The 12,717-nt window shown below is 66.9% G+C and carries 11 protein-coding genes; all 11 read left to right on the top strand.

Annotation, left to right across the window (positions count from 1 at the left end):
• Positions 1-430 precede the first annotated feature (430 nt).
• Positions 431-1,600, top strand: coding sequence for an ATP-binding cassette domain-containing protein (locus AB0M65_RS12930; RefSeq protein WP_364025953.1), 1,170 nt, complete (start codon positions 431-433; stop codon positions 1,598-1,600).
• A gap of 38 nt (positions 1,601-1,638) precedes the next feature.
• Positions 1,639-2,391, top strand: a complete 753-nt coding sequence (locus AB0M65_RS12935; RefSeq protein ID WP_364026086.1) for an ABC transporter permease — start codon at positions 1,639-1,641, stop codon at positions 2,389-2,391.
• Between the two features lie 3 nt (positions 2,392-2,394).
• Positions 2,395-3,231 (top strand): ABC transporter permease, encoded by an 837-nt coding sequence (locus tag AB0M65_RS12940; RefSeq protein WP_364025956.1) that lies wholly within the window; start codon positions 2,395-2,397, stop codon positions 3,229-3,231.
• Positions 3,232-3,247: 16 nt separating this feature from the next.
• Positions 3,248-4,591 (top strand): MCE family protein, encoded by a 1,344-nt coding sequence (locus AB0M65_RS12945; RefSeq protein WP_364025959.1) that lies wholly within the window; start codon positions 3,248-3,250, stop codon positions 4,589-4,591.
• A 169-nt stretch (positions 4,592-4,760) separates the two neighbouring features.
• Entirely contained in the window at positions 4,761-5,792 is a 1,032-nt protein-coding gene (locus AB0M65_RS12950) for an MCE family protein (protein WP_364025961.1), read from the top strand.
• A complete protein-coding gene (locus AB0M65_RS12955) occupies positions 5,789-6,775 on the top strand; it encodes an MCE family protein (protein ID WP_364025964.1) in 987 nt (328 codons plus the stop codon). The genes AB0M65_RS12950 and AB0M65_RS12955 overlap by 4 nt, the downstream gene beginning before the upstream one ends.
• Entirely contained in the window at positions 6,772-7,950 is a 1,179-nt protein-coding gene (locus AB0M65_RS12960) for an MCE family protein (RefSeq protein ID WP_364025967.1), read from the top strand. Before AB0M65_RS12955 ends, AB0M65_RS12960 begins: the two co-directional genes overlap by 4 nt.
• Entirely contained in the window at positions 7,947-9,221 is a 1,275-nt protein-coding gene (locus AB0M65_RS12965) for an MCE family protein (protein ID WP_364025970.1), read from the top strand. The genes AB0M65_RS12960 and AB0M65_RS12965 overlap by 4 nt, the downstream gene beginning before the upstream one ends.
• Entirely contained in the window at positions 9,221-10,486 is a 1,266-nt protein-coding gene (locus AB0M65_RS12970) for an MlaD family protein (RefSeq protein ID WP_364025973.1), read from the top strand. The genes AB0M65_RS12965 and AB0M65_RS12970 overlap by 1 nt, the downstream gene beginning before the upstream one ends.
• Before the next feature lie 31 nt (positions 10,487-10,517).
• The gene (locus tag AB0M65_RS12975) at positions 10,518-11,039 is read left to right on the top strand and encodes a hypothetical protein (RefSeq protein ID WP_364025976.1); all 522 of its coding nucleotides are present in this window, start codon (positions 10,518-10,520) and stop codon (positions 11,037-11,039) included.
• Positions 11,040-11,589: 550 nt separating this feature from the next.
• Positions 11,590-12,126 carry a hypothetical protein gene (locus AB0M65_RS12980; RefSeq protein WP_364025979.1) on the top strand — a complete coding sequence of 179 codons (537 nt, stop codon included), beginning with the start codon at positions 11,590-11,592 and terminating at the stop codon, positions 12,124-12,126.
• The last annotated feature ends 591 nt before the right edge of the window (positions 12,127-12,717 follow it).

Raw genomic sequence — 12,717 nt, forward strand, 5'->3', positions numbered from 1 at the left:
CGGGGGCTTTTCTCCCTCGCACTAGTGCGCATTACACGGATCGTCGCGCGGGCCCGCCGGGGGGCGTTTTCCCCCGTAAAACGCCCGCCGACCGCCCGGACGGAGGAGTAGGGGCGCAGGGCGCTGACCTGCGTTTAGCGGGCTAAACGCGCTGCGTCGGCGCGCCGACCTGGGAAGGGGCCCAGTCGTGGATCTGCGCGCCCGGGTGACGTGCACTACGGTGCTGCAAGCGGTGCGCGGGCCGGTAGTGGTCCGCACGAAAAGTTACCCACGGGTCTGGCCAGAAAAGAAAACTGGTGAGTAACCTGTTCGCACTCAGCTCGTTGCACCTGGTTGACGCGGGTATCGCTGCGCGAACGCGTGCGTCTCTCCCGAGCCAGTGGCACGGGAAAGCAGTGCGCGACGACGCGGAACAGCTCCTGGAGGTGCGATGGGTGCCGAGGTGGTCATCGAAGGTCTGACGAAGTCCTTCGGTAAGCAGGCCATCTGGCGGGACGTCACGCTGACCCTGCCCCCGGGCGAGGTTTCGGCGATGCTCGGTCCGTCCGGAACCGGTAAGTCCGTCTTCTTGAAGTCGATGATCGGTCTGCTCAAACCGGACCGCGGCCGCTGCATGATCAACGGCGTCGACATCGTGACGTGCTCCGAACACCAGCTTTACGAGGTGCGCAAGCTCTTCGGCGTCCTTTTCCAGGACGGCGCGCTGTTCGGTTCGATGAACCTCTACGACAACGTGGCGTTCCCCCTGCGCGAGCACACGAAGAAGTCGGAGACCGAGGTCCGCCGGATCGTGCTCGAGAAGCTCGAGATGACCGGCCTCAACGGCGCCGACAAGAAGCTGCCCGGCGAGATCTCCGGCGGTATGCGCAAACGTGCCGGCCTCGCCCGCGCGCTGGTGCTCGACCCGCAGATCATCCTGGTCGACGAGCCGGACTCCGGCCTCGACCCGGTCCGCACCACCTACATCTCCCAGCTCTTCCTCGACGTCAACGCGCAGATCGACGCGACGTTCCTGATCGTCACGCACAACATCAACCTCGCCCGCACCGTCCCGGACAACCTCGGCATGCTGTTCCGCAAGGAACTGGTCATGTTCGGGCCGCGTGAGGTGCTGTTGACCAGCGAGGAGCCGGTGGTCAAGCAGTTCCTCAACGGCAAGATGGAAGGCCCCATCGGCATGAGCGAGGAGAAGGACTCCGCGCAGATGGCCGCCGAGCGCGCGATGTTCGAGGCAGGCCACCACGCGGGCGGGGTCGAGGACGTCACCGGGGTGCCGCCGCAAATGCAGCCCACCCCCGGTGTGCCGACCCGGATGGGCGCGGTCCGCCGCAAGGACCGCGTCATGCAGATCCTGTCCGGTCTCCCGCCCGAGGCGCAGCAGAGCATCATCGAGTCGCTCTCGCCGGAGGAGCAGCAGCATTACGGCGTGCGCCCCCAGCGGCTCGCCGCGGCAGGGCACCGGTCGAGCCAGAGCGAAGGCCCGGTCCCGAACCACCACCAAGGTCAGCTGCCCGACGACCAGGTCGCCCACATCCCGCATCCGGGGAGACCGGGCAACCACCGCATGCGGCCGCATGATCCGGGGTCAGGTGGCGCGTGAGTTCTTCCGCTTCATCGGCGAAGATCCCCGGTATCGGCATGTTGCGCGAAACCGGGAACCTGTTCGCTCTCGGCCTCGACATCGTTCGTGGCATCTTCCAGCGCCCGTTCCAGCTGCGGGAGTTCGTCCAGCAGGCCTGGTTCATCGCGAGCGTCACGATCCTGCCGACGGCGCTCGTCGCGATCCCGTTCGGCGCGGTCATCTCGCTGCAGTTCGGTTCACTCGCCCGCCAGCTCGGCGCCCAGTCCTACACCGGCGCCGGGTCGGTGCTCGCCACCGTGCAGCAGGCCAGTCCGCTGGTCACCGCGCTGCTGGTGGCGGGCGCGGGTGGTAGCGCGGTCTGCGCCGACATCGGTGCGCGGACCATCCGTGAAGAGATCGACGCGATGGAAGTGCTCGGCGTCTCCGCGGTGCAGCGGCTGATCGTGCCGCGTGTGCTCGCGATGATGCTCGTGGCACTGCTGCTCAACGGCATGGTCAGCGTCATCGGCGTGCTCGGCGGCTACTTCTTCAACGTCGTCCTCCAGGGCGGGACGCCGGGTGCGTACCTGGCGAGCTTCTCCGCGCTGGCTCAGCTGCCGGACCTCTGGGTCGGCGAGCTGAAGGCGCTGATCTTCGGCTTCATCGCCGCGGTCGTCGCCTCGTACCGGGGACTGCATCCGTCCGGTGGCCCGAAGGGTGTCGGGGACGCGGTGAACCAAGCGGTCGTCATCACGTTCCTCATGCTGTTCGTGGTGAACTTCGTGATCACGCTGATCTACCTGCAGATCGTGCCCGGAAAGCTGGACTGACGCATGACCTTTCTCCAGGGCGCCAAACGGGTCGCCAACCGTCCATTGCAGACTCTGGACAACCTCGGCGACCAGATGTCCTTCTACGGCCGCGCGTTGCTGTGGACGCCGCGGACGTTGCGCCGTTACATGAAAGAGGTCCTGCGGCTGCTGGCCGAGGTGAGCTTCGGTTCCGGCTCGCTCGCGGTCATCGGCGGCACGGTCGGTGTGATGGTCGGCCTGACGTTGTTCACCGGTGTCCTCGTCGGCCTGCAGGGTTATTCGGCGCTGAACTCGATCGGCACCTCGGCCTTCACCGGCTTCCTGACCGCGTTCTTCAACACGCGTGAGATCGCGCCACTGGTCGCGGGACTCGCCTTGTCCGCGACGGTCGGCGCCGGTTTCACCGCGCAGCTGGGTGCGATGCGGATCTCCGAGGAGATCGACGCACTCGAAGTCATGGGCGTCCCGAGCCTGCCGTACCTGGTGACCACGCGGATCATCGCCGGTTTCGTCGCGGTCATCCCGCTGTACGTCATCGGCCTGCTGAGTTCGTATCTGGCGTCCCGGCTGGTCGTTATCTATATCTACAACCAGTCAGCGGGCACCTACGACCATTACTTCGACCTGTTCCTACCTCCACAGGATGTGCTCTATTCGTTCATCAAGGTGCTGTTGTTCAGCGTCTTGATCATCCTGTCCCATTGCTATTTCGGATACCGGGCCACCGGTGGCCCCGCCGGTGTCGGTGTGGCGGTCGGCAAGGCGGTCCGCCTGAGCATCGTCACGGTGTCCATCATGAACTTCTTCATCGGTTTCGCGATCTGGGGAACCGACGTCACGGTGAGGATCGCAGGATGATTCAGGGGCGGGCGGGATGGTGAACACACTGCGGCGCAGGCTGTTGGGCCTGCTCTTGGTCGCCGTCATCGTCGGCGGTGTGGCGCTGAGCATCGCGTTGTACGAGAAGGCGTTCACCCCGGTGGTGAGTGTGAAGCTGCAATCGAGCAGTATCGGGAACCAGTTGCTGAAGCAGTCCGATGTGAAGGTCCGCGGCCTGATCGTCGGTTCGGTGCGGGAAATCACCGCGACGCCCGCCGGTGCCGAACTCACTCTCGCGTTGAATCCGGAGTCGGCGAAACTGATCCCGCGGAACGTTTCCGCGCGATTCCTGCCGAAGACGTTGTTCGGCGAGCGTTTCGTTTCACTCGAGATCCCGGCCGCCCCGTCGTCGAAGACGATCGCGGAAGGCGACGTGATCACCCAGGACCGCACGTCCAGCGCGGTCGAACTCGAACAGGCTTTCGCACATTTGATGCCCGTACTCCAGGCGGTCCAGCCGCAGAAGCTGTCCAGCACGCTCTCGGCGATCTCCACCGCACTCAACGGCCGCGGCGATCAGCTCGGCGACACCCTCGCGCAGCTCGGCACCTACGTCGGCGACCTGAACCCGCATGAACCCCAGCTTCAGCAGAACCTCAAGGAGCTCGCGAAGTTCTCGGACAACTTCAGCGCCGTCGCGCCGGATCTGGTGCAGACGCTGGACAATCTGAGCACCACCACGCGCACCGTGGCCGACCAGAAGCTGAACCTGCAGAACCTCTACGGCAGCGTCACCCAGGCTTCGGTCGATCTGCGGACGTTCCTGCGGAACAATGCGGACAACCTCATCCGCCTCGCCGATTCCGCCCGGCCGACGGCGGAACTGCTGGCGAAGTACTCGCCGGAGTACCCGTGCGTGATCGGGCAGATGGCCGGCGTCGTGCCGAAGATCGACCAGGCACTCGGCAAGGGCACCAACCGGCCAGGCCTGCACGCGACCATCGAGATCACCGTCAACCGCGGCCCGTACCTGCCCGGCAAGGACGAGCCGAAGTTCGAGGACAAACGCGGTCCGCGCTGCTACGACCTGAAGCAGTTCCCGGACCCGTTCCCGCAGGATCCGCCGGACGGCCCGATCCAGGACGGCACGACGCACAAGCCGCCTGCCCGATCGAGCAACGACGGTCTCTCGCCGTCCAACAACGTCGCGAACTACGGCGGCTACAACGGGAACGGCGGTGGCGCGCCCGCCGGTAACCCGGCCTTCAGCACGTCAGAATCGGACTTCCTCGCGCAGCTGGTCGCCCCGCAGGTCGGCATGTCCGCTTCGGACGTGCCCGGCTGGGGTTCGCTGCTCGTCGGTCCGCTTTACCGCGGGGCGGAGGTGCATGTCCGATGATGGGAACGGGAGTTGCGCCCCTTGCCGAAAAGGTGATCGACACGCGCGCGTTCCGGCCGGAGGCCTCGCTATCGCGGAGGCAGGCCGCCTTTTCCCCGCGACCGTCGGCTGCGGCTGCCAGGTGCGGCCTGGCTACGCGATCGCGATCGCGCGCAGACGGGGGGAAGGCATGAGAGGGCTTCTCGCACCGCTGATCAAGCTCTGCGTCTTCGTCGTGATCACCGTGCTGTTCACGACGATCCTCGGGATCAGCATCGCCAACATCAACACCACCAGCACCAACGCCTACAAGGCACGCTTCAGTGACGCGACCCTGGTGCTGCCCAACGACGACGTCCGCATCGCCGGCGTCCGGGTCGGGCAGGTCAAGGAGGTCCGCATCGTCGACCGGCGCCAGGCCGAGATCGAGTTCGAGGTGGACGCCGGCCGCAAACTGCCGGCCGGGGTGACCGCGCAGATCAAGTTCCGGAACCTGGTCGGCCAGCGCTACCTCTCGCTCGGGCAGGGCACCGATTCCTCCGGCAAGACCCTGGCGCCCGGTGGCAACATCCCGCTGGAACGGACCACACCCGCACTCGATCTGACGCAACTGTTCAACGGCTTCAAGCCGCTGTTCACCGCGCTGAACCCGGACGACATCAACAAACTGTCCTACGAGGTCATCCAGGTCCTGCAAGGTGAGGGCGGCACGATCGAAAGCCTGCTGAAGCACACCGCTTCGCTGGCCACCACGATCTCCGACAAGGACCAGGTGATCGGTGAGGTCATCGATAACCTGAACTCGGTACTGGACACGGTCAACGCGCATACGCCGCAGCTGAACGACCTGATCGTCAAACTGCAGCAGCTGGTTTCCGGGCTGGCCGCGGACCGCGAGCCGATCGGCGACGCCATCGACTCGCTCGGCGACCTCGCCCAGACGACGTCCGGCTTGCTCGGTGAGGCTCGCGAGCCGCTCAAACAGGACATCGCCGCGCTCGGCACGCTGACGAAGAACCTCAACGACAGCCAGCCGATCATCGAGCACTTCATCCAGTTCTTGCCGCAGAAGGTGACGGCGCTGACCCGCACCGCCGACTACGGCTCCTGGTTCAACTTCTTCGCTTGCGAGCTGTCAGGAGCCGTCGCCCTGCCTCCGCTGATCAACGAACCGATCAATCTGCCGCTGCTGCCGGTCAACCGGGCGAGGTGCACGGCATGAAGTCGTTCCGGAAACGCAATCCGATCCCCATCGCGCTGGTCGGCATCTCGGTGCTGCTGCTCGGTTTCCTGGCCGCGCTCAACTCCGAGGACCTGCCGGTGATCGGCGGCGGGACGACCTACAGCGCGGACTTCTCCGAGGCTTCCGGCCTGCAGCAGGACAACGACGTCCGCGTCGCCGGGGTGAAGGTCGGCAAAGTCTCCGAGATCAAACTCGACGGCGACAAGGTCCGGATCTCCTTCAAGGTCAAGGACGCCTGGCTGGGTGACAAGACCAGCGCGGCGATCAAGATCAAGACGGTGCTCGGCCAGAAGTACCTGGCGCTGGACCCGCAGGGACAGCGCACGCTGGACCCGAGCGCGACCATCCCGCGAGACCGGACGATGTCGCCTTTCGACGTCCTCGACGCGTTCCGCGGGCTTTCGCAGACCATCGACGACATCGACACCACGCAGCTGGCGAAGAGCTTCGACGTCATCTCGGAGACCTTCGCCGACACCCCGGCCGACGTGAAGGGCGCGCTGAGTGGCCTTTCGCGTCTTTCGGACACGATCGCTTCGCGCGACTCGCAGCTGTCGACCCTGCTCGCGAACACGCGGCAGGTCTCGCAGACGCTGGTCGACCGGGACGCCGAGTTCCAGAAGCTGCTCGCCGACGGCAACAAGCTGCTCGGGGAGGTGTCGCGCCGCAAGGACGCGATTTCCGCGCTGCTGGACGGTTCGCGCAACCTCGCCACCCAGCTGAAGGGCCTGGTCGACGACAACGACGCGCAGCTCGACCCGGTGCTCACCCAGCTCGACCAGCTGACCTCGATGCTGCAGCGCAACCAGGACGCGCTCGGCCAGGGCGTCGCGCGGTTCGCGCCGTTCATCCGGGTGTTCACCAACACGATCGGCAACGGCCGCTGGTTCGACAACTACATCTGCGGCCTTGTCCTCCCGTCGTTCGGGCCGATCAACGAGAAGGGGTGCTACGACAAATGAGTACCCGTCTCGGAGCAGGTCTCGCCCGCGGCTTCACCATCGCGATCGTGCTCGCGCTGGTCGTCGCCGGCGCACTGTGGTGGACGCTCAAGGACGCCGGCCGCAACCACCTGACCGCCTACTTCGCCGGAGCCGTCGGTCTTTACGAGGGCAACAGCGTCCGCATGCTCGGCGTCGACATGGGCACCATCACCAAGATCCAGCCGATGGGCAATCAGGTCCGCGTCGATCTCGAATACGACCGTGCGGTGGCGGTGCCCGCGGACGCGAAGGCGATCATCGTGTCGCCGTCGCTGGTCAGCGACCGCTACGTGCAGCTCGCCCCGGCCTACAAGGGCGGCCCGCGGATCGACGACGGCGCCGTCATCGGCCTCGACCGCACCGAGGTCCCCCTCGAAGTCGACGAACTCGCCGCCAGCCTCTCGCGGGTCAGCAAATCGCTCGGCCCCAACGGTGCCAACAAGAACGGTTCGCTGTCGAACCTGCTCGACACCGCCGCCAAGAACTTCGACGGCAACGGGCAGGCTTTGCATGACACGATCACCAAACTCGGCCAGGCCGCCGGCACGTTGTCCGGTAACAAGGACGACTTGTTCAAGACCGTCGAGAACCTCGGTTCCTTCTCCCAGACGCTGGTGAACAGCGACTCGCAGGTCCGCGACTTCGAGCGGCAGCTCGCCGACGTCAGCGGTTTCCTCGCGGGGGAGCGGGAGAACCTCGCGGCCACGGTGAAACAGCTGTCCGACACGCTCACCGCGGTGCAGGGCTTCATCGAGAAGAACCGCGACCGGCTCAAGTCCAATGTGGACAAACTGGCCAGTGTGACCAAGGTGCTCGTCGACCAGCGCGGCGCGCTCGCCGAGATCCTCGACGTCGCCCCGGTCGGCCTCGGGAACCTGGTCAACACCTACAACGCCTCGTCGGGCACGCTCGACGCGCGGGCCAACCTGAACGAGCTCACCCAGCCGCCGCTGGTGATGGTGTGCAACCTGCTCAAGCAGACCCCGGAGGCACTCGACGCGCTGGGTGACGCGTGCAAGGGGATCGCCGGGCTGGTCGACGGATTGGTGCCGCTGCCGTCCATCGCTCAGGTGATCCAGTCCTCGCAGGCAGGCCGGCTGCCACCGCTTCCGCTTCCCATCGCGGGTCAGCTCTACGGATCGGCGGCGAAATGACGCGCTGCAAGGAAACCGAACTCAGTGCGCCCGGCCTCGCCGGAGAGCGCGGAGCGCCGCGGAAGACACTGAGGTCTCTTGCCCTCGTGGCCGCCGGAACCGTCGCCGCGCTGACGTTGAGCGGCTGCGGGTTCAGCGGCATCTACGACATCCCGCTGCCCGGCGGCGCCGAACTCGGCGACCACCCGTACACGGTCAAGGTGCAGTTCCGGGACGTGCTGGACTTGACCCCACAGGCAGGAGTCAAGGTCAACGAGGTGTCCATCGGCCGCGTCGAGGAGATCGGGCTGACCCAGGACGGCTGGAACGCCGAGGTCACCCTTCGGGTCAACGGCGACGTGAAGCTGCCGTCGAACGCGCTGGCCAACGTGCGGCAGTCGAGCCTTCTCGGTGAGAAGTACGTCGAACTGGCCGCACCCGCCGACGGACAGGGCAAGCTCGCCGACAACGCGGTGATCCCGCTGGCCCGCACGAACCGCAGCGTCGAGGTCGAGGAGCTCCTCGGTGCTCTTTCGCTGCTGCTCAACGGCGGTGGCGTGGAACAGCTCAACACCATCACCAAGGAACTCAACAACGCCACGAGCGGCCGGTCGCCGGAACTCAAGGCACTGCTGAACAACACCAACCAGCTGGTGACGAACCTGGACAAGCAGTCCGCGAACATCACGCGGGCACTCGACGGGCTGAACCGGCTCTCCTCCACGCTGAACGGCCAGAAGGACAAGCTGGTCGGCGCGGTCGACAACCTCGGCCCCGGCCTCGGTGTGCTGGAGCAGCAGCGCGGCCAGCTGGTGACCATGCTCAACGCGCTTAACAGCCTTTCCGGCGTCGCCATCGACACGGTGAACAAGAGCAAGGAAGACCTCGTCGCCGACCTCAAGGCACTGCAGCCGACCCTGCGGAAGCTCGGCGAGACCGGGGCGGATCTGCCCAAGGCGCTCGAAATCCTGCTGACCTTCCCCTTCAGCGACGCGGCGTACGACGGCGTCAAGGGTGACTACTTCAACCTGTTCGCGAAGGTCGACCTGAACCTCAAGGAGATCCTCGCGAACCTCGGCCGTAGCCGTCAGAACCCGCTCCAGGACGTCATCCCGGTGCCGGGGCTGACCGGCGGGACCGAGGGGCCGGGCGTGAACCCGCCGCTGCCGATCCCCGACAGCGTCGGCTCGTCGCCCGCGATCGGCCAGGCAGGCGCGACACAGGGCGGCGGACAGCCGCGACAGACCGGACCCGCCGGGATCTTCGGCCTGCTCTCGGGAGGTGCGGGCTGATGCTGATCCGCAGGACGAAGCTCCAGCTGGTCGCCTTCGCGATCATCTCCATCGTCGCGATCGTGTACGCGCTGATCCGGTTCGCCGGCCTCGGCCAGGTCTTCGGCGACGAGGGCTACACGGTGAAGCTCGAACTCAAGCAGTCGGGCGGCATCTTCCAGAACGCCGAAGTGACCTACCGCGGCTTCAACATCGGTCGCGTCGGCGAACTGCGCCTGACCAAGGCCGGACTGGAAGCCGACCTCAACATCGCGCCGGACGCCCCGGACGTGCCGAGCGACCTCGACGCGGTGGTCGCGAACCGGTCCGCCGTCGGCGAGCAGTTCGTCGACCTGCGGCCCAAGAGCGAGAAGGGGCCGTTCCTGAAGCCGGGTTCGGTCATCCCCGCCGACAAGGTCAAGACGCCGGTGCCCACCGAGCAGCTCATCGGCGACCTCGACAGCCTCGCGGCTTCGGTGCCGACGGACTCGCTGCGCAAGGTCGTCGACGAGTCGTACAACGCCTTCAACGGCACGGGCCCGGACCTGCAGACGCTGCTCGACACCGCGCGCAGCTTCACCACCACGGCGCAGGAGTACCTGCCACAGACCATCCAGCTGCTGGAAAAGGGCGGGCAGGTCCTCGAAACGCAGAACGACATGGCGAGTTCGATGAAGTCGTTCAGCGCGGACCTGAACAAACTGTCCGGCACGCTGAAGAACTCCGACGCCGACATCCGGAAGCTGATCGGCGTCACGCCGCAGGTGGCCACCCAGATCAGCGAGGTGCTGGCGGAATCGGGGCCGGGGCTGGGCGCGCTGACCGCGAACCTGCTCACGACGTCGAATCTGCTGGTGACCCGGCTCGACGGGCTGGAGCAGGGCCTGGTGACCTATCCGCTGCTGGCCGCCGGCGCGAACAGCGTCGCCAAGGACGGCACCGCGCATTTGGGCCTCGCGCTGAACCTGTTCAACCCGCCTTCGTGCACCAAGGGCTACATCGGCCTCGACAAGTACCGCGAAGGCACCGACACGACGGTGCGCCCGCCGAAGGACGACGCGTACTGCGCCGAACCGAAGGGCAGCCCGATCAACGTGCGTGGTTCGCAGAACGTGCCGTACAACGGTGTTCCGCAGATCCCGTCGCAGGGCGAGGTCGCCGCGAACGCCGGCCGGTCGGCCGAGGAACTGGCCAGCCTGCGCGCGGCGCAGGGCATGCCGAGCGTCCTGCAGAGCCCCGGTGTCAGCCTGGCCAGCCTCGGCGCGCTGCTGGGCCTGCCCGGCTGAGCCCGAGACCGCATACCTACCCTGGAGTGTCATGAGTTCTTCTCGATCGCGGACCCTGGTCCTCGGCGCGGCGGCGTTCGCGCTCGCCGCGTTCATCGCCGCTGCGATCTTCGGTGCCCTGTGGGCGGTGGCCGCGTCGGACGACAACGCCGGCTTGGCGCGCTCGCGGGACGACGTGGTCAGGGCGGGCGGCACCGCGATCAAGGCGTACACCGAGGTCGACTTCGAGAACCTCGACGAGTTCTTCAACCGGCAGAAGGCCGTCTCCGACGACAAGATGAGCCAGCAGCTGGCCCAGCTGGAGCCGACCTACCGCAAGGCGCTCGGCGACGCGAAGACCAAGGTCGCGACCACGATCCAGGACATCGCCGTCGAGGAACTCGACGACCACGAGGGCAAGGCGAGCTTCCTCGCCGCCATCACCACCCAGGTCACCCAGGGCGACAAGGCGAGCTCGAAGGCGCTGCGCCTGGAGGTCTCGATGACGCGGGTCGGCGACGAGTGGAAGCTGTCCGGGATCGACAACGTGCCCCTCGTCGCGGCCGGCAAGTAGAGCGTCACCTAGAACGGAGCCCGTAGTGCCCCCCTCCCGCCGCCAGCCTCCTCGCAGCACTCCGCCGGTGCGCCGCCCCCGGGTGGCCGGTCTGCGCCGGCCCGGTGCGTCTCCCTCCGACGCGCCGGATGCGGCTCCCGGGGTCGACGAGACGCCGGTTCCGGTTCGCCGCCCTTCGCCGCGGCCTGCTCCGCGTCCGGCGTCTGCTTCGGTGTCCGAGGCTGAGCCTGAGGTTGAGTCGGTTCCTTCGGTTCCTGAGGCTCCTTCGGCTCCTGAGGCTCCTTCGGTTCTTGAGGTTGAAGCTGAGGCTCCTGAAGCTGTTGAGGCTCCTGAGGCCGAGGTAGCCGCGGTTGAGGCTCCTGAAGCGCCTGAAGAGGCTCCTGAGGACACTGAGGCCTCCGAAGACGAGGTTGTCGCGAAGCCGAGTCCGCGCGCGAAGGCCCGTGCGGCCGCCGAGGCGAAGCCCGACGACATCGAAGAGGCCGAAGCAGAGGTCGCTCTTTCCGAGTCCGAAGCGAAGCCAAGGAAGCAGGGCTCCTGGCAGCTGAATTTGGCGGCAGCCCTGGTCGTCGTCGGGCTGCTGCTGGTCGCGACCGCGGTGTTCTTCAAGATCCAGGCCGACGACGTGTCGAGTTCGACGGACAACACCGCGCTGCTGGACGTCGCGAGGACCGCGCAGGTCAAGGACCAGGTCGCGAAGGCGACCGAGGCGCTGTTCTCGTACGACTACAACAACATCGCGAAGACCGAGACCGCGGCGGGTGACCTGCTGGTCAACGACGACGTCCGTGCGAAGTACAACCTGCTGATGGGCGAGGTCAAGCGGCTGGCCCCGCAGCAGAAGATGGTCGTGACGTGCAAGGTCACCCGGAGCGCCGTCATCCGGCTGGAGGGCGACCGGGCCGACGTGATGGTGTTCGTCGACCAGAGCTCGACACGGGCCGACACGAACAAGACCACCGCCGGGAGCGCGCAACTGCACTTGAACGCGGAGCTGCGGGGCGACAAGTGGAAGATCACGGCGATGAACACCTACGCCGCCCCTCCCTCCCCGGCCGCCCCCTCGGCCCCCGCCCCCTCCAAGTAGCGCCCGACGTGCGTTTAGCCCCCTAATCGCGCTCCGGCACCTGTCCCCGCGGCAGGCGCCCGGACGTGCGTTTAGCGGGCTAATCGCGCTCCGGCGCCCCGGCCTGCGGTAGGTGCCCCGACGTGCGTTTAGCGGGCTAATCGCGCTCCGGTATCCGAGTGGGTCACTGGCCCGCGGTGGGTGCCCCGACGTGCGTTTAGCCCCCTAATCGCGCTCCGGGGCCCGGAGGGAAGGCCTCGACCAGCCGCACACTGTCCCGGCACCGGGACCCGCCGCTCCGGTCAGCCCCGGCGACCCTCGCGGGCCTCCATGAGCACAGCGCGTTTAGCCCGCTAAACGCGCTCTGGGCACCTTCCTGTGCGCTGCCCCAGCCGACCCATCCGTCACGGCGGCCACACGGCCTGGCGCACCTCCCAGGCCGCCCTGCCCCGGCTTGGTGACTCTCCGGAGCAGGCCCGGCGGGAGCGCGTTTAGCCCGCTAAACGCAGGTCGGCGCCCCAGCGCCGTCACCTGCGGGTACCGGGCGGTAACCGGGATGGACGTCCTGGTGGTCACCCTGTGCGCGACCTCTTCGACGCTGCGCCAACCGGC

Origin of the sequence: Amycolatopsis sp. NPDC051071, assembly GCF_040682875.1 — a bacterium.
Taxonomy (GTDB): Bacteria; Actinomycetota; Actinomycetes; order Mycobacteriales; family Pseudonocardiaceae; genus Amycolatopsis.

Coding starts and splice junctions, on each gene's coding strand:
- AB0M65_RS12945 (WP_364025959.1), top strand. CDS start 3,248: ATGGTGAACACACTGCGGCGCAGGCTGTTGGGCCTGCTCTTGGTCGCC.
- AB0M65_RS12950 (WP_364025961.1), top strand. CDS start 4,761: ATGAGAGGGCTTCTCGCACCGCTGATCAAGCTCTGCGTCTTCGTCGTG.
- AB0M65_RS12970 (WP_364025973.1), top strand. CDS start 9,221: ATGCTGATCCGCAGGACGAAGCTCCAGCTGGTCGCCTTCGCGATCATC.
- AB0M65_RS12960 (WP_364025967.1), top strand. CDS start 6,772: ATGAGTACCCGTCTCGGAGCAGGTCTCGCCCGCGGCTTCACCATCGCG.
- AB0M65_RS12965 (WP_364025970.1), top strand. CDS start 7,947: ATGACGCGCTGCAAGGAAACCGAACTCAGTGCGCCCGGCCTCGCCGGA.
- AB0M65_RS12940 (WP_364025956.1), top strand. CDS start 2,395: ATGACCTTTCTCCAGGGCGCCAAACGGGTCGCCAACCGTCCATTGCAG.
- AB0M65_RS12930 (WP_364025953.1), top strand. CDS start 431: ATGGGTGCCGAGGTGGTCATCGAAGGTCTGACGAAGTCCTTCGGTAAG.
- AB0M65_RS12955 (WP_364025964.1), top strand. CDS start 5,789: ATGAAGTCGTTCCGGAAACGCAATCCGATCCCCATCGCGCTGGTCGGC.
- AB0M65_RS12935 (WP_364026086.1), top strand. CDS start 1,639: ATGTTGCGCGAAACCGGGAACCTGTTCGCTCTCGGCCTCGACATCGTT.
- AB0M65_RS12975 (WP_364025976.1), top strand. CDS start 10,518: ATGAGTTCTTCTCGATCGCGGACCCTGGTCCTCGGCGCGGCGGCGTTC.